This is a genomic window from Soehngenia saccharolytica DSM 12858 (assembly GCF_059568515.1).
In genome coordinates, this window is the sequence record NZ_JCANTN010000006.1 from 65,105 (window position 1) to 86,937 (window position 21,833).

20 protein-coding genes are annotated in these 21,833 nt (G+C 32.3%); 4 read left to right on the top strand and 16 right to left on the bottom strand.

Translation table 11 applies throughout. From position 1 onward, the window contains the following. Positions 1 to 8: 8 nt before the first annotated feature. From BO51_RS03010 to BO51_RS03050, 9 genes are all read right to left on the bottom strand, one after another. Positions 9 to 905 (bottom strand): sugar ABC transporter permease, encoded by an 897-nt coding sequence (locus BO51_RS03010; RefSeq protein ID WP_496483842.1) that lies wholly within the window; start codon positions 903 to 905, stop codon positions 9 to 11. Next, positions 905 to 3,004 carry a carbohydrate ABC transporter permease gene (locus BO51_RS03015; RefSeq protein ID WP_496483844.1) on the bottom strand — a complete coding sequence of 700 codons (2,100 nt, stop codon included), beginning with the start codon at positions 3,002 to 3,004 and terminating at the stop codon, positions 905 to 907. Before BO51_RS03015 ends, BO51_RS03010 begins: the two co-directional genes overlap by 1 nt. Before the next feature lie 13 nt (positions 3,005 to 3,017). After that, positions 3,018 to 3,452, bottom strand: coding sequence for a hypothetical protein (locus BO51_RS03020; RefSeq protein ID WP_496483846.1), 435 nt, complete (start codon positions 3,450 to 3,452; stop codon positions 3,018 to 3,020). A 60-nt stretch (positions 3,453 to 3,512) separates the two neighbouring features. Beyond that, entirely contained in the window at positions 3,513 to 4,835 is a 1,323-nt protein-coding gene (locus BO51_RS03025; RefSeq protein ID WP_496483848.1) for a sugar ABC transporter substrate-binding protein, read from the bottom strand. Positions 4,836 to 4,925: 90 nt separating this feature from the next. Continuing rightward, on the bottom strand, positions 4,926 to 7,286 hold the full coding sequence (locus BO51_RS03030; protein ID WP_496483849.1) for a glycogen/starch/alpha-glucan phosphorylase: 2,361 nt from the start codon (positions 7,284 to 7,286) through the stop codon (positions 4,926 to 4,928). 1 nt (position 7,287) lies between these two features. After that, on the bottom strand, positions 7,288 to 8,769 hold the full coding sequence (gene malQ / locus BO51_RS03035) for a 4-alpha-glucanotransferase (RefSeq protein ID WP_496483851.1): 1,482 nt from the start codon (positions 8,767 to 8,769) through the stop codon (positions 7,288 to 7,290). Positions 8,770 to 8,999: 230 nt separating this feature from the next. Further along, positions 9,000 to 10,151, bottom strand: coding sequence for a baeRF7 domain-containing protein (locus tag BO51_RS03040; RefSeq protein ID WP_496483853.1), 1,152 nt, complete (start codon positions 10,149 to 10,151; stop codon positions 9,000 to 9,002). Between the two features lie 445 nt (positions 10,152 to 10,596). After that, complete coding sequence (locus BO51_RS03045) at positions 10,597 to 12,333, bottom strand: sigma-54-dependent Fis family transcriptional regulator (protein ID WP_496483854.1); 1,737 nt, start codon at positions 12,331 to 12,333, stop codon at positions 10,597 to 10,599. A 59-nt stretch (positions 12,334 to 12,392) separates the two neighbouring features. Continuing rightward, positions 12,393 to 12,965 carry a xanthine phosphoribosyltransferase gene (locus BO51_RS03050; protein WP_496483856.1) on the bottom strand — a complete coding sequence of 191 codons (573 nt, stop codon included), beginning with the start codon at positions 12,963 to 12,965 and terminating at the stop codon, positions 12,393 to 12,395. A gap of 222 nt (positions 12,966 to 13,187) precedes the next feature. Between BO51_RS03050 and BO51_RS03055 the strand changes: the two genes are divergently transcribed. Then, positions 13,188 to 14,447, top strand: coding sequence for an L-cysteine desulfidase family protein (locus tag BO51_RS03055; protein WP_496483858.1), 1,260 nt, complete (start codon positions 13,188 to 13,190; stop codon positions 14,445 to 14,447). Here BO51_RS03055 and BO51_RS03060 read toward each other — a convergent pair. The 5 genes from BO51_RS03060 to BO51_RS03080 all read right to left on the bottom strand — a co-directional run bounded on the left by BO51_RS03060 (position 14,444) and on the right by BO51_RS03080 (position 17,329). Then, a complete protein-coding gene (locus tag BO51_RS03060; RefSeq protein WP_496483859.1) occupies positions 14,444 to 14,911 on the bottom strand; it encodes a methylated-DNA--[protein]-cysteine S-methyltransferase in 468 nt (155 codons plus the stop codon). The genes BO51_RS03055 and BO51_RS03060 overlap by 4 nt on opposite strands. Position 14,912: 1 nt before the next feature. Beyond that, positions 14,913 to 15,710, bottom strand: a complete 798-nt coding sequence (locus tag BO51_RS03065) for a J domain-containing protein (RefSeq protein ID WP_496483861.1) — start codon at positions 15,708 to 15,710, stop codon at positions 14,913 to 14,915. 89 nt (positions 15,711 to 15,799) lie between these two features. Next, positions 15,800 to 16,261 (bottom strand): CBS domain-containing protein, encoded by a 462-nt coding sequence (locus BO51_RS03070; protein ID WP_496483863.1) that lies wholly within the window; start codon positions 16,259 to 16,261, stop codon positions 15,800 to 15,802. A 16-nt stretch (positions 16,262 to 16,277) separates the two neighbouring features. Beyond that, the gene (locus tag BO51_RS03075) at positions 16,278 to 16,832 is read right to left on the bottom strand and encodes an isochorismatase family protein (RefSeq protein WP_496483865.1); all 555 of its coding nucleotides are present in this window, start codon (positions 16,830 to 16,832) and stop codon (positions 16,278 to 16,280) included. 11 nt (positions 16,833 to 16,843) lie between these two features. Continuing rightward, the gene (locus tag BO51_RS03080; protein ID WP_496483867.1) at positions 16,844 to 17,329 is read right to left on the bottom strand and encodes a ferritin-like domain-containing protein; all 486 of its coding nucleotides are present in this window, start codon (positions 17,327 to 17,329) and stop codon (positions 16,844 to 16,846) included. Positions 17,330 to 17,471: 142 nt separating this feature from the next. Between BO51_RS03080 and BO51_RS03085 the strand changes: the two genes are divergently transcribed. Together BO51_RS03085 and truA are read left to right on the top strand one after the other, a co-directional pair. Then, complete coding sequence (locus BO51_RS03085; protein ID WP_496483869.1) at positions 17,472 to 18,317, top strand: YitT family protein; 846 nt, start codon at positions 17,472 to 17,474, stop codon at positions 18,315 to 18,317. 9 nt (positions 18,318 to 18,326) lie between these two features. After that, positions 18,327 to 19,064, top strand: coding sequence for a tRNA pseudouridine(38-40) synthase TruA (gene truA, locus BO51_RS03090; RefSeq protein WP_496483870.1), 738 nt, complete (start codon positions 18,327 to 18,329; stop codon positions 19,062 to 19,064). 1 nt (position 19,065) lies between these two features. Here the strand turns inward: truA and BO51_RS03095 are convergent, their stop codons facing one another. Beyond that, on the bottom strand, positions 19,066 to 20,136 hold the full coding sequence (locus tag BO51_RS03095; RefSeq protein ID WP_496483872.1) for an AI-2E family transporter: 1,071 nt from the start codon (positions 20,134 to 20,136) through the stop codon (positions 19,066 to 19,068). A gap of 174 nt (positions 20,137 to 20,310) precedes the next feature. Between BO51_RS03095 and mnmA the strand changes: the two genes are divergently transcribed. Continuing rightward, a complete protein-coding gene (gene mnmA, locus BO51_RS03100; protein WP_496483874.1) occupies positions 20,311 to 21,423 on the top strand; it encodes a tRNA 2-thiouridine(34) synthase MnmA in 1,113 nt (370 codons plus the stop codon). Positions 21,424 to 21,498: 75 nt separating this feature from the next. On the opposite strand, the gene BO51_RS03105 is transcribed toward mnmA, so the two are convergent. Then, on the bottom strand, positions 21,499 to 21,833 hold a 335-nt coding region (locus BO51_RS03105), incomplete at its 5' end, for a group II intron maturase-specific domain-containing protein (RefSeq protein WP_496483876.1).

The window sequence follows — 21,833 nt, forward strand, 5'->3', positions numbered from 1 at the left end:
TAATCCTCCTATCCTTTTACAGAGCCGCTTGTTAACCCTGATACGAGTTGTTTTTGCAAAGCTATAAAAAGTATTACTATTGGTATAGCAGTTAATAGTCCTCCTGCTGCAAAAGCGGGTTGATTCATTGTTCTAAAATCAGTTACAAGTGTATACAATCCAGCAGCTAAAGTGTACGATTTTGGACTTGTTAAAAGTACTTTAGCCAACAAATAATCCATAAAAGGTCCAATAAACGACCAAAGAGCAATTATTGTCAACATAGGTCTCGCTATAGGCATAATGATCAGCCTATATACATTGAAATTAGAACATCCATCTATTTTAGCAGCATCATCTAATTCTGTTGATACCGAATCAATATATCCTTTCAATATGAAAGTGTTTGAGGCTATTGCTCCACCAGTGTAAATAAGAATCAACATCATCTGTCTGCTAAATTGAGGAATTATAGATGAAACTATTGAATGCATAGTAAAATAAGCGGTTATTCCTGCAAATGTAGGTATTGTTTGTATCAGCATGATTGCCATTAAAGATGCGTTTCTTCCTTTAAATCTATACCTTGAATACGCGTATCCTGTAAAAGAAACCACTATTAGAGTCAGCAAAGCTGTAGTTCCTGCAATTATGAGGGTATTCTTAACCCAAGTTAAATAAAGTGTCTCCGTAAATAGATATTGAAAATGTCTAATAGAAAACTCAAAATTTGAGTTAGCCATTATATATTGTTGCTGTTTACCATTGAATGCCGACACAAACATTTGGAAAAGCGGCCACACAATAGCATAAACCCATGCGAATAATACAACATATGTTAAAAATATGCCTATTTTGCCAAATAAAGTCAGTGGAGGTTTGTCAGAAAGATATAGTTTTTCTTTGTTTTCTTTTTTTCTTGCCATTACAATCTTCCCTCCTTAAATTGCTTAGAGTTCCTAAATCCTATGAAAGTAAATATCATTAGACCCAATGATATAAACATCGTTATAGCCGCTCCAATAGCTTGGTATTGATTGTCCATTGTAAGTTTATAAATGTAGGAAATCAATATGTCGGATGAGCCAGCCAAATTTCCGTATTTAATAGGGTTGAAAGGTCCTCCTCCATTGAATAAGAATATGGCAGAGAAATTGTTGAAATTGAAGGTATACTGAGTGACAAGCAATGGTGCTGTTTGAAATAACACCAATGGCACTGTTATTCGTCTTATCTTATCCCAAGCAGTTGCCCCGTCCATGTCAGCAGCTTCATATAAATCACCTGGAATTGCTTGAAGCACCCCTGTTGTAAGGATAAAAATGTATGAGCTACCAAGCCAGCCTTGCATCAATATCAATGCAATCCTTGTCAAAGTGGGATCATTTTTTATCTCAACCCTAAGTCCAGTTGCATTTTTAATTATTTCTGTCAGCACTCCTCCAGGCGCTACCATTATGCTAAAGAACATTATAGTAATAAACGCTGGAACTGCCCAAGGAAGTAAATATATAGTTCTGAAAAATCTCTTTCCTTTTATCCTTTCATTGTTTACTAATAATGCTAGCGCAAAACCAATTAATATGGCTAAAGTTGTCGCTGCTAATGTCCATATGACAGTCCAACCCAATATTTGCCAGAAAACTTTCCCTGCAAGACCCTGCCCCATTATAATCATTTTGTAATTGCTTAATCCAATCCAAGTAAACTTTGATTGATGCTGTGGATCCATGTTGGTAAAGGACAACAAGAAAGTGGTCATTATTGGAACAAGCACAATAAATACTATAATCAATAGCGCTGGTAATGACACAATATATGGGAATCCTTCTTCTGAAATTGTCGTTTTAGTTTCGAACCAATTGCTTGGTCTGATTCCCTTGATAGCGTTTTTCTCAACTTTATGGACATCAATAAACGATATTGCATATATCCCTATAGCGATAATTGAAAGAAATAATGCAACTATTCCCTCAATCATGAATATAATCGACTTGTGAATTCTTAGTCCACCTTCTGCCAAACTTATCAGTCCTGCTATGCCCTGTCCTTGATAATTCCCATATCCTAAAGCGTATGGTATAGCTATAAGATATATGAATAGAGTGCCTATCAAAAATAATAGCATTTTAATATACTGTTTATTCAACCCTTGCCCTATCCCTGGAACTAATAGGGTTAAATAAGAGTAATAGGGTATTGTTTTTTCTATTTCAACTGGTATTTTCCTTCTAAAATCCGAAATATCGGCTTCAAGAACCTTTAACATGGTTTTTAAATCTTTCTTAAGCTCATATTTCTTGGTTTTTATAAATTCATTGTTCGAAAATTTGATTGACTCTCTTTTTTTAATTTCCAAAACATTTTTGTGTTTTCTCTTTAACTCCGTTAACGCATTTTCTTCAGCTTTTCTAGAAATTAAACCTTGTTTTCTCAAATTTTTAATTCTTAATTTTTCTTCCTTTAAAATTTCTTTCCTAGATTCTTTAAATTTTTTAAACTCTTTTCTAAAATCTTTTTCATCTAGGTTTTTCAATTCTTCTTTTTTAGCTAACGCAATGTTTAATTCATTTTGCCCTTCAACAAGAAATTCAATTATATTCGGCAAATGAATTGTATCTAAATTAGCTTTTTTATACTCAAATTCTGCTTCATAAGATAAATCGACATACTCACTATAAAAGTCCAGTTTTTTCTCGCTTTCAAATAGTCTTGTCTTAAGTTTCCTTAGTTTTCTGCTAGTCTTATCCGCTTTTAATTTATTATAATATTCTGTTCTCTTCTTCTTTAAATCATTTAAAAATTCTTTCTCTTTTTTCTCGTAGTCTTTGAGAGAAATAATATATGGATGGTTGCGCTTATTTTTCTTTATTTCTCGTCTTTGCTTTTTAAGCATACTTTTTATATTATTGTCTTTCTCATTTTTAATTTTTTCATCAAGTAGAGCTAGTTCTAAGAGATATTTGTTTTTTCTTTCATAAGTATTACCAATGTTATCGTATAATAGAACATTGTATTTACCCATTTAATCACCGCCTTCACTCATAGTCTTCTTTCAGAGCTATAAATATATATGTATAAATAATTAAAACAACATACAATGACAATATTAAAAAATAAAACAATGAATTAAAATTCCTTTGTATAGCAGTAAATGAAAGACCTGCTATTTCAAGCAAAAGAAATACGTATACCAATGTTTTATTTATGTAAAACTTTGTTAGCGTCAAGAATGTACTAATGCCCAATACTACTGGAAAAATAATTCTCAAAGCATATGATATTAAGTTGGCATTTAAATATTCAACAAAAGTGTCTTCGATAGGATATTGAGTTAAATTGTTCGATATCAGCCATTTGTTAAAAATTGTACTGTCTTTAATTGCTATCATTAATTCTATTGAAGACAGCAAAATGATAACAGAACAAAAAATAACTAGTATGTAAAAATGTTTGTTTGATAAATGCTTCATAATATCCCTCTTTATTATTTAATACTCTGGGAATAGGTTCTATTCCCAGAGTATACTAAACTAGAAATTATTCATCATAGATTTAAATGCAGCTTGCATAATTGAATAAGCTTCTTCTGCGCTAGCAGGTTTTGTTGAAGACCATGATAATATACCGTTTTTCCAAGTATCCCATACTGATCCCCATTCAGTGAATAGTGGTCTTGCAGGAGCGTTGTTATATGATTCGATTACAGCAGAAATAACTTTTTTATCTACATCTGATAAATCTGAATTCATATATTCATCCACTTTTACATTTTCCATAATCTTTCCTGTTGCTTTGAAGAAATCAACAGCAAATTCTGGGTTTAATACTTCTTCTATGAAAGCTTGTCCTAATGCCATTTTATTTGCATCGCCTTCATTTCTAGAATTTATTACCATTCCCCAGCCACCTTTCCAGTGAGCCAAAGGATAACCTGCTACTGTAACTTTGTTGATAGGCATGATGTCTAAGTCTGCACCATTTCCAGCTAGTGCAGAAAGACTTGCTGTCGACCATGGGCCTTCTAGTCTTATTGCAGTTTTGCCGCCTGTAGTAAATTCAGTATCCATATATCCCCATGCTGCATCTGCGTCCCAAAGAGGAGTGCCATTTTCATTGTGTTGTTTCCAATAGTTGTATAATGCAGTGAATACAGCTTTTTGTTGATCGTTTAGTTCGCTGAAATCTTTTGTCATGTCTGAATATAAGTTTCCAGAATCATCTTTACCTAATAGCTCAAGCCCTGCGGCATTTGTAAATGATACGCCAAACCAAGCATCAAATGCAGGAACTAACATGTCTTGATATCCTAATTCAGTAAATTCTATGTCCTTTGTCAAGTCTATGCCTAAGGTTTCAGCATTTTTAGTGTTGACAAAATTAATTAAAGTCTCAATATTCATAGGGAATGCTAAATATTCTCCGTCAATATTGAAGTTTCCGCCTAAGCCCTCATCAAAGTTTTCAAATCCGCCGATATTTTCAGCCATTTTTTTAGCATCTAAAGCTGCTAATGCTTCGTTTTGTGACAACCCATAAATTCTGTCAGCTGGTATTGCAAATACATCAGCTACATCTGGATTTGTAACATCAGTTGAATCTAAAACATCTAAGTGATCAAATGATGGAATCTCAATGAATTCAATAACTGCTTCTGGGTTTTTTTCGATAACTCTTTGAGCTGCTGCTTCATAATAAGGTTTCCAAGATGATTCAACTTGTACGCTTATTGTAGCTTTAATACCTTCATCCGGTGTGGTTGGCTCTTCTGTAGTTGGCTCATCCCCTCCATTTGAACATGCTGTAATCGATAGCGCTACTACTAACAACAATGCTAATAAAACTCTTTTCTTCATTTTTCCCCCTCCATTTTTTATGCATACGATTGCATAATATTTAAATATATAATTTAACTTCCGGGTCGTAGGTATTACGACCCATGAAGATTAAATTCTCTCTATTTGCCAAATTTCTTCAGCATATTCCGTAATAGTTCTATCTGAACTAAATTTACCCGAATTTGCGATATTTAACCATGCTTTCTTTGCAAAGCCCATTCTGTCTTTATATGCAATGTCTACTTTTTGTTGAGTTTCGCAGTAACTTTCGAAGTCCGCCAAAACAAAGTATACATCTGGTCTTTCCCAGCTAGTGCCATATATCAAAGAATTGTAAATATCTTTGTAAGCACCGGTTGTATCTGTAAAAGTGCCATCGACTAAAGTGTCTACAACTCTTTTAAGTCTAGGATTGGTTTCATAAATTTGTCTAGGATCGTAATTAGGAGCTAATCTTTGAATGTCTTCAACTCGCAGCCCAAATATGAAATTATTTTCTTCTCCAGCTTCTTCAACGATCTCTATATTTGCACCATCATAGGTTCCAATAGTAGGTGCTCCATTTAGCATTAGCTTCATGTTTCCAGTACCTGATGCTTCTTTTCCTGCTGTCGATATTTGTTCTGATATATCAGCGCTAGGCATTATTTTCTCTGCATAGGAAACTCTGTAATCTTGGACAAATACAACTTTTATCTTCCCGTTTATATTTTCATCGTTATTTACTAAATTTGCTATGTCATTTATATATTTAATTATCCCTTTTGCTCTAAAGTAACCAGGAGCAGCTTTCCCACCAAAAATAAATGTTCGTGGGTAGATATCTAGTTGAGGGTTTTCTTTTAGCCTATAATAAAGATCTAAAATATGAAAAGCATTGAGAAGTTGACGTTTGTATTCATGAATCCTCTTAACTTGCACATCGTAAATAGAATCTGGAGATATCTCAATTCCTTCAACTTTTTTGATGTATTCAGATAATTTTTCTTTTCTTATTTGCTTAATATTCAAAAATTCTTCTAAAACATTTTTATCATCTGCAAATTTTTCTAGTTCTTTTAATTTGCTTAAATCCGTTATCCAGCCATCTGAGTTCAATAAGCGTGTAATGAAATTTGATAATTCTGGATTAGCTTGCAACAACCATCTTCGCTGTGTTATCCCATTTGTCTTATTGTTGAATTTATAGGGGTATAATCTGTACCAGTCATTTAATTCTTTATTTATAAGTAAATCAGTGTGCAATTTTGCGACCCCATTGACTGATTTAGACCCATAGATCGCAAGCCACGCCATTCTTATGTTTCCATTGTGAATTATCTCATATTTATAAATTTCTTCATCTTTAATGCCTTTATTTTTAACTTCGTTTATTAACTTATCATTAATGCTTTTGATGATATCTAAAATGTTTGGCAGTAATTCTTCATAGTATTTAATTGGCCACTGTTCTAATGCTTCTGCCATTAGGGTGTGATTTGTATAGCCAAATGTCTTTTGCGCAATCTCAAAAGCTTCATCAAAAGTTATACCTTCATTTAACAAAAGTCGTATGAGTTCAGGTATAGCAACAGCTGGATGCGTGTCATTAAGCTGTATTGAATGGTATTTATAGAACTCGTGCAAATTGCCATTTTGTTTTTTGAACTTCCTCAGTAAATCTTGCAAAGAAGCAGAAACAAAGAAATACTCTTGTTTTAACCTTAATTTTTTGCCTTCTTCAAATGAATCATTTGGGTATAAAACTTTAGCAATATTCTCAGCATCATTTTTAGCTTTTACTGCTAAGTCATAGTTCTGATCATTGAATGCCTTGAAGTCAAATTCGTCTAATGATTCCGCTTTCCAAAGTCTAAGGGTATTTATCAGTTTTTTATCATAGCCAATTACTGGATAGTCATAAGGCACAGCTTTTATTATAGTGTGGTCGAAATTTACATAAACAGTCTCTTTAACTTTTCTGATTCCCCAAGGATCACCGTATTTAGTCCAATTGTCAGCGACCTCTACTTGCTCTCCATTTATAAACTTCTGTTTGAACAATCCAAAATCGTACCTTATTCCATATCCATCTAGTGGATAACCCAAGGTGGCTGCTGAATCAAGAAAACACGCGGCAAGTCTACCTAGCCCTCCATTTCCCAAAGCAGGGTCTTGTTCTGATTCTTCAATCTCAGAATAGCTTATTCCCAAGTCATTCAAGATTCTATCCACTTCATCTTTTACTTTCAAATTAATTAAGTTGTTGTCTAAAAATCTTCCAAGCAAATATTCTGATGAAAAATAATATGCTCTTTTCTTCTTTTTTGTCTTCTCAATAGATTCGTTCCAGATAGGCAAAACTGTCTCCATAAGTGCTTTTGAGAGTGCTACGTATTTTTCGCTATCATCTAGGTCTTTAAAGCCACTTCCAAAAGTTGTTATTGAATATATCTCAATTCTCTTTTTCAAATCTTCGTGATTTATCAAATTATTCCCTCCTGTAAGTCCATGTTAGTTCTTTTATGGATGCAGCTAATTCATCTGTCAGCATAGACTTATCTATTCTCCATTTCCAGTTGTTTCCTAGAGTGGCAGGCGTATTCATCCTTGCCTCTTCACCAAGATTTAGAAAATCTTGCATTTGGCATACAGCTAGATAAGCGCCGGATGACCAAACCCCTCTGATAAGTCCCCAATTATAGCCTTCTGTTTCATCAAGTTTTAGATATTTTACTGCAAATTCCTTCTCTTCTAATGGCGCTGAATCAAACCAATCTTTCACAGTCTTGTTGTCATGAGTTCCTGTATAAAAAGTCGTATTTCTAATTAAATTATGTGGTAAATTTTCACTGTCTCCAACTGGGTCAAAAGCGAATTGCAATATCTTCATGCCTGGAAATCCAGTGTCTTCTATTAGTTTTATTACTTCTTCCGTTTGATAGCCTAAGTCTTCAGCAATTATGTCAAGATCCCCAAGCTCTTCTTTTATTTTATTAAATAGCTTTATTCCGGGTCCCTTTACCCATTGGCCATTTACTGCATCAGCTGAACCGTATGGAACTTCCCAATATGATTCAAAACCTCTGAAATGGTCAATCCTTAAAGTGTCAAACAAATTGAAACTGTGTCTTATTCTATCAACCCAAAATCTATATCCATCTTCTTCCATCCTTGCCCAATCGTATATTGGATTTCCCCAAAGTTGACCTTTGCTTGTAAATGCATCAGGCGGTACACCAGCTACCGTTTTAGGTATTAGGTTCTCATCCAAATTAAAGTTATATGGATGTGCCCAAAGATCCGAACTGTCCTCTGAAACATATATTGGTAAGTCGCCAATTATTTTTATACCCTTGCTGTTGACGTATTCCTTTAATTTATGCCATTGTTTTTCAAAATAATATTGAGTGAAAATCCAAAAGTAAATCTTGTCAGCATTGCTACTCTCAAAATCAAGAACTTCCTTACTATCGAACTGTCTGTATTCTTTAGGCCAATTAAGCCATGATTGGCCATCAAATTCATCTTTCAATGACATGAATAAAGCAAACTCTCTTAACCAAAATGTATTTTTTTCATAATATGAATCCAATTCTTGTTTGATGTCATTTTTTGCTCTATCATACGCTGTCCTTAGCAACTTGTATTTCCCAATGTAAAGTTTCCCATAATCTACATAGTTGTTGTTATCGCCCAAATCTTCATTTTTAATTTCATCCATGGTCAGATAATTTAATTCAATAAATTCGCCTAAATCTATAAAATATGGATTTCCAGCAAAAGCAGAAAAACATTGATACGGACTATCTCCGAATCCAGTTACTCCTAAAGGCAATATCTGCCAATTTTTTTGTCCAGCTCTTTCCAAAAAATCTGCAAAAGCATATGCTTCCTTCCCAAAATCTCCAATTCCAAATTCACTTGGCAGAGATGAAATATGCATTAAAATCCCACTAGTTCTCTTCTTCAAGGTCTTACACCCACTTTCAATATCTTGTGCAACCGTTTGTACAATTTAGTAATAGTTTATCTTAAAATTCTTTTTTTGTAAAGAGTTTATTTAAGAATCTTCTATTGATAATATAAGATTCATATGTAGTAAGTTTAGCACATACTATGATAGTATAGCTTTATATCATCCGATTCAGATAATTTAACGAATCTCAGTTAAAAATTAAAACTGTGTCATATGACACAGTTTTAATATCTTAAAATTGCAACTATAGGTTTTTCTACAGGGAGATTCTCTTTCTCCATTACATAAACTTTTCCGCCGTTAAACAATGTCTTTAAAGCTGTGAGATCAAATAGATCTGTACTTAATCCCGTCTCCTCATTTGTAACTTCAACTTCAAATTTCTCTTCATCGAATTTACCAAATAATTGATAGTCCTCTGCAACAAACAATATTTCAATATTACCAGTGTAGCTTAACTTAACTAGCTCTTTTGCATCTTCACATACTAATTGTGGATTTGCATTTTTTAATTCTAAAAATTTATTCTTGTCTTCATTTATCTTCGCTTCAATTAATTTAGAGTGTATTTCTAGAGCTTTTTCATGAATTTCTTTTGTTTGAACTCCTACAGGGCTTCCTTTAATGTATTCATTTAATATATTTTTGTATGAGCTAACTTCTTTATACATTGAATATATATATTCAACACTGTATATAATCAAAGGTTTCTTTGTATCTTCGATCAATTTGCATACTTCTTTATCAATATTTCTCAAAAAATTTGATATCTCAATTTTCTCAGTCTTGCTTAACTCATGAAGGCTGTGCATTCTCCCTCCAAAGCCTCCTCTTGCAGCTCCCTTTGGACTAGTAGCTTCTTGATGAAGCTCATTTCCCGGTACAAAGTTTTTAACAATTTCATCAATTTTAGGAGAATCTATTTTGTTGATTTCAAATGGAGTAGCTTCATACAAATTAACTTCTTCTTGACTAAGCGTCAAGATATAAAAATCTGTTAATTGTGTGAAATACTTTAATAGCGGTCTGATGTAAAACCTATTCGACACAATCGACAGTTCTTTAAATTTTACAGGGAGTGTGAAATAAGTAAAAAAGTCATCAGAAATAAATATTGCCAGACCGTCTTCTTGATGTTGCCAAAAAATAGTTTCGTCAACAAGCCTATAAGCAGGTTTTAGTAAATTATCTATGTCTCTCTTTATATATCCTAAATTTGATAGTTTTTCTTCAACCTCGTTAAGTCTATTTTTCAAAATAATTCTATTTTGGTTGACTTCGATGCCAGCTCTAAAAGTAGGCATATAAATGGATATCAATGTCTTACCCTCAAAATTGGATAAATTAATGATTGTATTAAGTTCTAGCTTTTTCATCAGCATCTCCCCCTTATTGTTTTGTAGTAAAAATCAAATGTCTTATATAATAATTACCACTTTTCATCGATTATAAACACCTATAATAAATATTGAACAAGAATGATAAATATGTTAGAATAACCCCATAGGGGTATAGGAGGTGTGGTATGAAAGAAAAATTAATGAGCATATTATCAATATTTACTGGGCTTTTTGCATCTCTTTGCTGAAGTGGGACGCTAATTTTAGCCACCCTAGGTCTAGGGTCAGTCGGAAGTGCATATTTCGCTAATTTAACTAAATTTAAACCATTATTTGTATTGTTAACAGGATTGTTAATTTATAAAGGTTATATTTCATTAGAAAAAAAGAATGCATCGAAATCTACTAAGTTATTCTTTTATATATCATCAAGCTTAGCGATTCTAATGCTATATCTTCCAACTATTATAACTTTTTTAAATTAATCTTCTAGTTTTCTGTATAATGTTGCCAAACTTATGTCTAGCCTCTTGGCTAGATTTTTCTTTTCTTCGACACTATCCCCAATGAGTAGCATTTCTTTTTTTAAAAACTCTTTCTCGTATTCGCTAACTATTTGCTTTAAAGTTTTATCGCTTGCGAAATTATCTCTTTTTGAACTTATTTTCTTTAAAATCATATTCTCGTCTATCGTCTCGCCATTCTCGAATATAACACAGTATTCTATTATATTTTTTAACTCGCGAACATTCCCCGGGAATGGATAATCTAAAAGCAATTTTTCTGCTTTTACTGTAAATCCCTTTATATTTTTTGAATATGCTTTATTAAAATTATCTAAAAAATATCTCGCTAACAAAAGAACATCATATCCTCTTTCTCTAAGCGGAGGTATGTTTATCTGAATTATGTTTAGCCTATAGAAAAGATCTTCTCTAAACTCTTTCTTTTCTACTAGCAGTGATAAGTTCTTGTTTGTAGCGGCAATGATTCTAGGATTTGCTTTTATAACATTTGAAGAACCTATTCTCCTTATCTCTTTTTCCTCTAAAGCTCTCAATAACTTAACTTGAGTAGAGTACTTCAATTCACTTATCTCATCGAGTAAAAGCGTTCCATTTGTAGATACTTCAAAAATCCCTTTCTTGCCACTAGACAGTGCTCCTGTAAATGAACCTTTTTCATATCCAAACAATTCACTCTCAATTAAATTTTCGGAGATAGCTCCACAATTTATAGCCATATACATCTCTTTAGATCTATTACTTGAAAAATGTATAGCTTTAGCAAATACTTCTTTCCCGGTGCCAGTTTCTCCATAAATCAACACTGGCACATCTACCTTTGCGCTTTCAACAGCTTGGAGTCTAGCTTGTCTTATAGCTTCGCTTTCTCCAACTATATCATCAAAAGTGGTGAACTCTCTATCTCTATTTGACTTCATAATTGAGTCTTTCATCTTTTTGAAGTCTTTAAACACTAAAACATGCCCTTTTCTTTCACTGCTAAAATAAAATGTATTAATCTGAACCATATAATCATTTCCATTTATGTATACAGGACCTAGGTCACCACAAAAACCATCTTTGAGCTTATTTAATATTTTATCAGGTAAAATATCTGAAAGGATGTTGGTTGACTGCTTGTTTAGATCAAATCTCTTAATTACATAATCATTCGCACTTTGGATATTCAGATGGTTATCAGCGACAACAATTCCTTCATTTATTGAGTTGATTAGAGTTTTAAACTCTAAATATCTATATTCTAACAGTTCAGCATAATCTCTTCTTTTTAAGATTTCTTCAATAATATCTCTAATCCTAATTTCTAAATTATAGAACCTGTTCTTGTTTTTAACAAAACTTTCCTTTGTCTTTTCATCAAATGCACAAAGCCCAATAACTCCAATTATCCTATTGTCGTATTTAATAGGCAGACACATCTCTACTAATTCGCTGCATTTATATAGATTTTCACATTCTATACAAAACTCGTTTACTCTAGGATCATCTATAAAATAGGTTTCTGCCGTCTTTAAACATTTATGAAACAACGAATTCACTGGAGCTTTTTCTCCTATAGTATTTGCCAACACTCCAGTAGCTGCTACCCTATATAATTCATCGTCAACTATTGCCATATCCACATTAGTTACATCGTGTAACGACTCAATTATTTCTTGAAGCTCCGATTTAATATCATACAAAAGCGTCATATAATCACCTACTATCATTTATAATAGCAGATTATCATTTTTGAGAAATTTAAGCAATATCATTCCCTGAAAATAACGTATCCATCTTTAACTTCATCTACAATCACAAGTGATTCTAAATTAAAGCCTTTTTTTCTAATATTTTCTCCACCTTCTTGAAATCCTTTTTCTATAACTATGCCAATTCCTTCTACTTCTGCATTAGCTTGGAAAACAATGTCAATAAGTCCTTCTAACGCCTTCCCATTTGCTAAAAAATCATCGATAATCAATACTCTGTCATTTTCATTTAAAAATTTTTTTGCGACTCGTACTGTGTATGTCTCATTTTTTGTATATGAATATACTTTGCTCTCATATGTATTGTCATCTAAATTGGTCGATAAAGTCTTTTTTGCAAACAATACGTTAACATCAAAGTATTGCGCTGCAATAGCGGCTATTGCAATACCAGAAGCTTCTATTGTCAATATCTTGGTGATATTTTTATCTTTAAATCTTTCATAAAATTCTCTACCTATTTCATTTAATAACTTTATATCTAACTGATGATTTAAGAATGAATCGACCATAATTATATTATTGTCTTTAATTATCCCATCTTTTATTATTCTCTCTTTTAACAATTGCATCCGATCTCCTCCATTTAATTTTATTATATACTAATACAATTCAATGTAATAATCAACTTAAAAAACAAGTGTTTTTTTCTCATATTTGAGAATTAATTCTTAATTTTTATAATGATTTAATACAAGTATTTCTCAAAATCGTCTAACAAGACGTTGTAGACCTAGTAACCGGAAATAAATTTGGCATGGTTCTTGCAACATAAATATATGGAGGGGATATACTTGGAAGAAAAATTATTATCTATTCTAAAAAATCAAGTAGTAAAAGCCTTGGGTTGCACAGAACCGGCAGCAGTGGCTTTGGCTGTAGCAAGAGCAAGAGAGATACTTAACGAGGAAATAGAAAATTTAGAGGTTTATGTGAATGCCAATGTTCTAAAAAACGGCATGTGTGTGGGAATACCTTATACTAATGAAAAAGGCCTTGTCATGGCTTGTGCTATCGCAATGATTCAAGGCAAATCTTCCGACGGACTCGAAGTCCTAAATAATGTGGATGAAAGTACTTTACAACTAGCTAAGAACAATATATCAGAAGACAAAATTAAATTGAAAGTGGATTTTGAAAAAGATTTTTTCTATATAGATGTAAGAGCATATTCAAAAGATAATTATTCGCAGGTAATCATCAGAGAAAATCACACAAACATTTGCTATGAATCCTTAAATGACAATATTATTAAGAATGAAACTAGCTCAGAAAACAAAATAGATTTAAAATATGAAATAAAAAATTATGATATAGATGATTTAGTACATTTCTCAAGGACTGTAGATATTGATAAAATAAATTTCATAAAAGAAGGAATAGATATAAATTTGAATTTAGCTCAAATCGGAGCGACAAAAGATCTAGGTATCGCATTGTCAAAAGTGTATATGAAAGATATCGATGATGTTTATAAAAAAGCAAAGGCTCTTACTGTGTGTGCATCTGAAGCAAGGATGTCTGGTTATCCGCTATCGGTAATGAGTTCAGCAGGGAGTGGCAATCATGGCTTAGTAGCCATTATTCCGTTAGCTGTAATCGGAGAGGGACATGAAAAGAGTGAAGAAGAAATAATTCGTGCTGTGACTTTAAGCCACTTAGTTACAATTTATGTCAAATCACATATTGGCACTCTGACTCCAATTTGTGGTTGTTCTGTGGCATCCGGTGTAGGCTTAAGTGCAGGGCTTACAATGCTTGAAAATGGAAATGACAAAGAAATAAAAGCTAGCATAAACAATACACTAGCTGGTATCTCTGGCATGTTCTGCGATGGTGCTAAAGAAGGTTGTGCATATAAACTGTCAATATCAGTTACAGCAGCTATTGAAGCTTCTAATTTAGCAAGAGCAGGAGTAACGATTCCTTATGACAATGGAATACTCGGAAAAACTGCTGAAAAGTCAATTGAAAATCTTCATAAAGTAATATCAAACGGCATGAAAAATGTAGATAGAGAAATTCTAGAAATAATGCTTGAAAAACTCAATTAATTCGTGCTTTCTATCTCGAGGAGGGCTTTCTTAATATCCAGTCCTCCTTTATATCCAACTAATGAGTTGTCTAAGCCTATTACTCTATGGCAAGGTACAATAATTGGAATTGGGTTTTTATTATTTGCACCTCCAACAGCTCTACATGCTTTTTCATTTCCTAAACTCTTTGCAATTTCTTTATATGTCTTAGTTTTTCCATATGGAATTTTAAGCAATTCATTCCATACTTTTACTTGAAATTCAGTTCCGTACAATTCAATAGGCACAGAGAATATTTTTCTATCACCAGCTAAATATTCTTCTATTTCTGTTATTCCCATCTTTATAATCGGCGTCATCGCCACTTGATACTCTTTATCCATATCTTTTTCATTGAACTCAATTCTAACTATCTTGTTATTTATTTCATAAATATTTAAATTCGCAATTTTACTTTCAAATGAAAAAGCATATTTAAGCATTTTAATTTGCTCTCCTTTTAATGTTTTTATATCTTTCTATATTCTCTTCAGTTAAAAATTCATATGCATCATTGATTTCTTGAAACCTTCTAGTTGCATCTGGAGCTTTATTTAAATCAGGATGATATTCTTTGGCTTTTTTCCTATATGCTAATTTTACTTGGTAAATGTCAGTATCTGGTGATACTCCTAGTAATTCACAGCTTTTTTCGTATTTACTTATAAACTCAGATGCTGGATTACTATAAGGAGACTGGTTGTACCGTCCATTTTCACTTTGGTAATAGCCTTGATAACCCCTGTTGTAGTTTTGGTATTCTTGCCACTGTCTAAATCTTTGTTCCCATTCTTCTTTTTCTCTTCTTTGTCTTTCTTCTCTCTCTTTTCTTTCCTTTTCTTCTTCCATCTTCCTGTATTTTCTGCTATATTCATTAAATGATCTATATTCAGCTTTTTCTTCAGTCAAATATTTGCTTAAGTCAAATAAATATTCAGTAGTTATATATTTTAAATATTTTAGGTATGAAATAAATTTCTTCCCCAATATAGGTATTACAATAAAAAGAAATAGCAAAATTACTGTTATTGGGTTAAATAAAAGCGCTATGCCTATAGGAGAAAACAAAAGAAATATTACTAATATTCCACCCATTGCAATCAGCGTCAACAGAATTTTACCCAAGCCTACAACCAAATCCACCACTGTTTCAAATATCCAAATTAGTCCATCAAAAATAAATGAAATAGCTTTGGCTAAACCATATACACATTTTCCTGCTATATTTTTTAAAATGCTCATCATAATCCCCTTTAAATTCAATTAAATTATACTAACCATACTAACCTAATGCTGCTAAAAATACAACTAAAAAAATAAAGGCTCTGAATTTATTCAGAACCTCTTGGAAATAAGTAATTCATGATATCTTTCCTTGATATTATACCCACTAATTCTTTATTATCATTTAAAACCGGAAGTCTTTTTATCTTTTTTTCAACCATCAATGTAGCTGCCTCTTCAACAGTTGCATTTTCATTTATTGTTATTACTTCATCTGTCATAACGTCTTGAACGAAAATCCCCAAATCTTTCTTTAATTCCTCAAAAAATTTCTTGGGAGTGTCTAAATAAATCAATCCACCTAAAATCTCTATAGCTTTAGGCCCTTTGATGTTTGTACCTCTTCTAATTAGATCTCCTTCTGTTACAATACCCTTTAAGTTTCCATCATCATCTACAACAGGTGCTCCACTTAAATTCTTATCCGTTAAAAGCTTAGCACATGTTTCAACTGTATCATCTACTTTGACAGTGTAGACTTCTTTTGTCATTATGTCTTTTACTAGCATAAAACCACCCCCAGTTTTAGATAATTTCAACACCCATTTTTTTGAGCTCTTCTATATTTTTCATATGCTCTTTCTCATCTACATATCCCAAGCCGTTCAATAATAATTTTACTTTTCTCCCACTTTTTATTAAGTCAAGTACTGTTTCTCTTACACAAAATTCACTGGCTATTCCGCAGACTATGACCTCATCAGATAACACTTTATTTAAAACATACTGATCTTTATTCTTTGCATTAAATGCCGAGTATTCCTCAATATCATCATCCATTCCTTTGTAGAACATGTTTTTTTCATTTGGCCTATTCTTTATATCCAAAACTTTTTCATAAAATACATCATCAAATTTAGATCCTTTTTGGTTTTGTACACAATGCACGGGCCAGATTCCTCCATTGATTTTAAAGCTTTTGTTGCTCTCATTATGCCAGTCAAGCGAGTAAAATACATTTAAATCATGGGAATTTATAAAATTTACAATATTTCTTACTGCCTCATTTGCATGTCCACATGCTAGGCTGCCCTCAATAAAGTCATATTGGCAGTCAATAACCAGTAAATCTTTTTTCATCAAATTCACCTCTAATAATTTTCTCTCTTGCCAAATTCTGCAGATTCAACCCACTCCTCTGCTTTTCTTAAAAGTTCAACTATATTGTTAAATATTCTATAATGATTTTCTTCTTGTTTAATTAAATAGTCAAGCAATACTTTCTCTTCTTCTTCGCTAGCTTCCTGTTTCATCTTCTGATACAGCTTTATGCTTTCTTCTTCTTTTTGCAGAGCTAGTCTGTAAACGTCTATTTGCTTTGTCTCTGTTTCAGTTTCCACATTAAAATCATTTTCGTTTTTAAAAATGTTCTCATAATCCAGCTCGGATTCCGCTTCAGGAATAGTATAATCAAGTTTTTTAGAAAAATTCTCTAGAAGTTCTCTATGCTTTCTTTCTTCATTTGCTAGTAGTTTAAATACTCTTTCGATTTCTCTCCCGCTATTTTTATCTGCTTGTTCAAGGTAAAACATTTCTCCATCATTTTCTAATTGAATTGCCATATCTAAATAGTTCATAATCAAACCTCCTAAAGTTTATATCATTTATATAAATTTTTATACCCAATAATTTATCAATAACCCATAGATAATAATACTATTTTAGTAAATTGCTTTATATGATATATTATATTTATGATTAAAATACGAGGTGCTAAATATGAAATTCAATTTAAAGAGATTTATATATATAAATGTAGGATTGCTCATCATGACCATTGGCTTGTATTTCTTCCTTATGCCTTCAAATCTAGCAGTTGGTGGTGCAACAGGTTTAGCAATGATACTAAACTATTTAATCCCGTCGATACCAATGGGTATTATATTGGCAGCCCTAAATGTTATATTGTTCATCATTGCATTTATAGCCGTAGGAAAGGATTTCGGAGGATATACGATCTATTCTTCATTTGCTTTCTCAGCAATGATCGCTATATTTGAATACATCATCCCTATGAAGGGACCTTTTACAGATGATTTGTTCATTAATTTAATTTTTGGAATACTGATTTCTGGTGTTGGAATGGGAATTGTGTTTAATGAAGATGCATCTACTGGCGGTACGGATATCATTGCAAAAATAATAAATAAATACACCGGCATTGCCATGGGTAAATCTCTTTTGATTTCAGATTTCTTGATAGTTCTATTTGCAAGTTTTGTATATGGTGCCAGATTAGGAATGTATGCACTATTAGGTATAATAATCAACTCATTTGTTATAGATAAAATAATCTCTGGTTTCAATGTAAAAATGAACATGATGATAATATCAAAAGAGCTAGATAATATCAATGACTTTATACTAAATGAAATAGGCAGAGGCACGACAATTTATATCGCTATAGGCGGATATTCAAAGGAAGAAAGAAGAATAATAAACACAATAGTTTCAAGGAGCGAATATGTTAGAATAAGAGATTATATTAGAAGTGTAGACAATAAGGCATTCATCTCGGTTTCACATATTACAGAAGTCGAAGGTGAAGGATTTACATATAATTAGAGGTGAAATATGAGAAATATAAAGATGGTTTTGGAATACGATGGTAGTAAATATCAGGGTTGGCAAAAATTAGGCAATACAGAAAACACAATTCAAGAGAAAATTGAAAAAACTATAAAAATGATAATAAACGAAGATATAACTTTAATTGGTTCAGGCAGAACAGATGCTGGAGTTCATGCAAAGGGGCAAGTAGCTAATTTCAAAACAAATAGTGAAATTGAACTTAATGATTTTCTATACTATTTGAATGTTTATTTACCTAAAGATATAAGAGTAAAAGATATGAGAGAAGCATCAGAAAGATTTCATGCTAGATACAACGTAAAGAAAAAATATTATGTCTATTATGTTTATAACGACACTTTTCAATCTCCTTTTTATAGAAAGTACAGTTATCATGTGCCAGAAAAATTAAATGTAGAAAATATGAATGAAGCTAGTAAACTACTGATTGGCACTCATGATTTCAGAGCTTTTACCTCTGTTAAAAGCAAGAAAAAATCTACCATTAAGACTATTGAATCGATAAAAATAAATAACAGCACTCCTATAATATCAATTGAATACACTGCAGATGGATTTCTATATAATATGGTCAGAATACTAACTGGAACTCTTATCGAAATTGGAAAAGGCGCTAGAGACATAAATAGTATATATTCTCTATTTGACTCAAAAAACAGAGCCGATGCTGGTTTTACAGCTCCGGCTCATGGTTTATTTCTAGAAAAAGTAATATATTAAGCTATTCTATAGTAACGGTTTCATCTTTTAACTTTTTTCTATATTCGATAATGTACTTTCCTATTGTAATTAGGATTGCCATAAGAGGAACTCCTCCTACCATTCCCACTATCCCAAAAGCTGATCCGAAAAATAAAACTGAAAACATCACAAGTAGAGGGTGAAGTCCAACAGAATGTGACATTATCTGTGGCGATATCAAATCACCTTCTCCTTGTTGAATGACAACAATAGCAACCGCCATCCATAAAGCTCTAGCAGGACTTATCATAAGTGCCAATACAACTGGTAATATCCCTCCTATCCATGGTCCAAAGTAAGGGATGATGTTTGTTATTCCCGCTTGTATTCCTATGGTAATCGCATATGGAACTCTAAGTATAGCAGCAGCAATGCCTGTCAATACTCCGATAATAAGAGCTATTATTAGTTGTCCTCTGATAAAACCGCTGAGTATCCTATTTATATCATTTCCAAGTTTATAAAAAGTCGGTTTTATCTTAGCAGGTATCAGATTTGACGCTAAACTTAGTATTTTATCTTTCTCTTTGAGATAATAAAAAGTAATTATCGGTGTCATCAGCAGATCCAATAAAGTTGCAGTAGATGCAACTAAAAATGATACGATATTTTCTAAACTAGACTGGATGTATTTTGAGATGTTGTCTAATTGCTTATCTAAGTTTATATACTCTTCCAATTTTTCTACAATAACTCCAAAATTACCCGACCTCAGATCATTAAACCAGTCTTGGATAAATTCTACTATGTTAGGTATATCCTTAATAAAATTGGTTAAATCATTTACCGCTTTAGGAATAACTAAGGCAAAAAATAATGATAAAAGTATCAGTATTATAGCAAAAACGATTAAAACTGCCCATTTCCTTTTTATTTTTTTCTTCTCGAGAAAATTCACAAGTGGATTTAATATATAGGCTAAAACTAAAGCATATATAAAAGGGCTAATTACTTTAGAAAAATGATCCCAGAAACCAAAAAATGCTATCAAGGAAATTATAATCAACACTATATCCAATATCCATATTTTTTTTATCTTTATAGCTTTCATCTAAGCTTCATCTCCTTCTGAAATTTTTTATTCAGATAATAGTAGTTTATCATTAGATAAATCATATTTCAATCAATACTACTTGTAGAATAAATGCAAAAATGCTAATATTAATGAAGAGTAAATTTATCACTTCATTAATGAAGTGATATTTAATTTAAATGAGGGATGTAGATGAAAAAAAGAGTTATACTAGGTATGAGCGGAGGAGTTGATTCTTCGGTTTCTGCTTTACTACTTAAAAATCAAGGTTATGAAGTAATTGGATTGTTTATGAAAAATTGGGACGAAAAAGATGAAGATGGTGTATGCACTGCAACTCAAGATGCAGAAGATGCAATGAGAGTAGCATTTGATCTAGGCATACCATGCTATACGATAAATTTTGAAAAAGAATATTGGGATAGAGTTTTTAGCTATTTTCTTGATGAATACAACAAAGGAAGAACACCAAATCCAGATGTGATGTGCAATCAAGAGATAAAATTCAATGCATTTCTAGATTATGCTTTAAACCTTGATGCTGACTATATCGCTATGGGTCATTATGCGAGAGTTAAAGAAGAAAATGGAGAGTATTTCTTATTAAGAGGCGTTGATAAAAATAAAGACCAATCCTATTTTTTGTCTCGAATTGGTCAGAAAGCACTATCTAAAACAATCTTTCCAATAGGAGAGTTAACTAAAGAAGAAGTGCGAAAAATAGCAGAAGAAGCAAATCTCTACACTGCAAAAAAGAAAGATTCAACTGGGATATGTTTTATTGGAGAAAGAGATTTTGATAAATTTTTAGATAAATATCTCCTCGCAACTCCCGGGGATATAATAGATGTTGACGGAGGCAAGATTGGCGAACACACTGGCCTAATTCACTATACAATAGGTCAAAGAAAAGGCATAGGAATAGGTGGAATAAAAAGCGGAGAGCCATGGTTTGTAGTTGGCAAAGATTTGAAAAAAAATATACTGTATGTAGCTCAAGGAGAAGAGCATAAAGCGCTTTATTCTGTGGCATTGTTCGGAGAAGAACCCAAATGGATAAGCGAAAAAGAACCTGAATTTCCATTGCATTGCACTGCTAAATTTAGATATAGGCAAAAAGATATACCAGTTGTGGTAGAAAAATCCGATGATATGCTATATGTAAAATTTGAATATCCAGTAAAAGCAATAACTCCAGGACAGGTTGCTGTATTCTACGATGGAGAAATATGTCTTGGAAGTGCGATTATAAATAAAGCTATACCATTGGATGAAAAATATGATTTAAAATCGGGTAGGAGATAAATAATTAATTTATTTATCGACCTCCCACACCGCCGTACGTACCGTCCGGTATACGGCGGTTTCATAGTTTACACTCTAACTTCTACTTAAATACCCTTGTTTTTCAAACCTAGCATTGGTTAGGGTTGTTGTAAGAATCCAGCTCTTTGATGTATGCCAGTAACTTTTTCTTGTATTTGCCCATTCCCATGCTTTCCCTTTGGCTATTCCTAACTTCTGAAGATTTTCATATTTTGTTTTAACCTTCTTCCATCTTTTCCACGTTATCATACGGATTCTTCTTCTTAACCACTTGTCTACGGTTTGCATAATAGATTTCATGTCTGCTAATTTAAAGTATTGTACCCATCCTCTGATTGTTTGATTAAGTTTTGTTTTCCTTTCTTCTATGCTCATTCCATTACTTCTAC

What these genes read in the sequence shown, in the direction of transcription:
- BO51_RS03025 (WP_496483848.1), bottom strand. Translation starts at nt 4,835, where the DNA reads ATGAAGAAAAGAGTTTTATTAGCATTGTTGTTAGTAGTAGCGCTATCG.
- BO51_RS03085 (WP_496483869.1), top strand. Translation starts at nt 17,472, where the DNA reads ATGAAATTCAATTTAAAGAGATTTATATATATAAATGTAGGATTGCTC.
- BO51_RS03015 (WP_496483844.1), bottom strand. Translation starts at nt 3,004, where the DNA reads ATGGGTAAATACAATGTTCTATTATACGATAACATTGGTAATACTTAT.
- BO51_RS03010 (WP_496483842.1), bottom strand. Translation starts at nt 905, where the DNA reads ATGGCAAGAAAAAAAGAAAACAAAGAAAAACTATATCTTTCTGACAAA.
- BO51_RS03065 (WP_496483861.1), bottom strand. Translation starts at nt 15,710, where the DNA reads ATGAGCATTTTAAAAAATATAGCAGGAAAATGTGTATATGGTTTAGCC.
- BO51_RS03020 (WP_496483846.1), bottom strand. Translation starts at nt 3,452, where the DNA reads ATGAAGCATTTATCAAACAAACATTTTTACATACTAGTTATTTTTTGT.
- BO51_RS03050 (WP_496483856.1), bottom strand. Translation starts at nt 12,965, where the DNA reads ATGCAATTGTTAAAAGAGAGAATAATAAAAGATGGGATAATTAAAGAC.
- truA (WP_496483870.1), top strand. Translation starts at nt 18,327, where the DNA reads ATGAGAAATATAAAGATGGTTTTGGAATACGATGGTAGTAAATATCAG.
- mnmA (WP_496483874.1), top strand. Translation starts at nt 20,311, where the DNA reads ATGAAAAAAAGAGTTATACTAGGTATGAGCGGAGGAGTTGATTCTTCG.
- BO51_RS03060 (WP_496483859.1), bottom strand. Translation starts at nt 14,911, where the DNA reads ATGCTTAAATATGCTTTTTCATTTGAAAGTAAAATTGCGAATTTAAAT.
- BO51_RS03080 (WP_496483867.1), bottom strand. Translation starts at nt 17,329, where the DNA reads ATGAACTATTTAGATATGGCAATTCAATTAGAAAATGATGGAGAAATG.
- BO51_RS03045 (WP_496483854.1), bottom strand. Translation starts at nt 12,333, where the DNA reads ATGACGCTTTTGTATGATATTAAATCGGAGCTTCAAGAAATAATTGAG.
- BO51_RS03070 (WP_496483863.1), bottom strand. Translation starts at nt 16,261, where the DNA reads ATGCTAGTAAAAGACATAATGACAAAAGAAGTCTACACTGTCAAAGTA.
- BO51_RS03040 (WP_496483853.1), bottom strand. Translation starts at nt 10,151, where the DNA reads ATGAAAAAGCTAGAACTTAATACAATCATTAATTTATCCAATTTTGAG.
- BO51_RS03095 (WP_496483872.1), bottom strand. Translation starts at nt 20,136, where the DNA reads ATGAAAGCTATAAAGATAAAAAAAATATGGATATTGGATATAGTGTTG.
- BO51_RS03075 (WP_496483865.1), bottom strand. Translation starts at nt 16,832, where the DNA reads ATGAAAAAAGATTTACTGGTTATTGACTGCCAATATGACTTTATTGAG.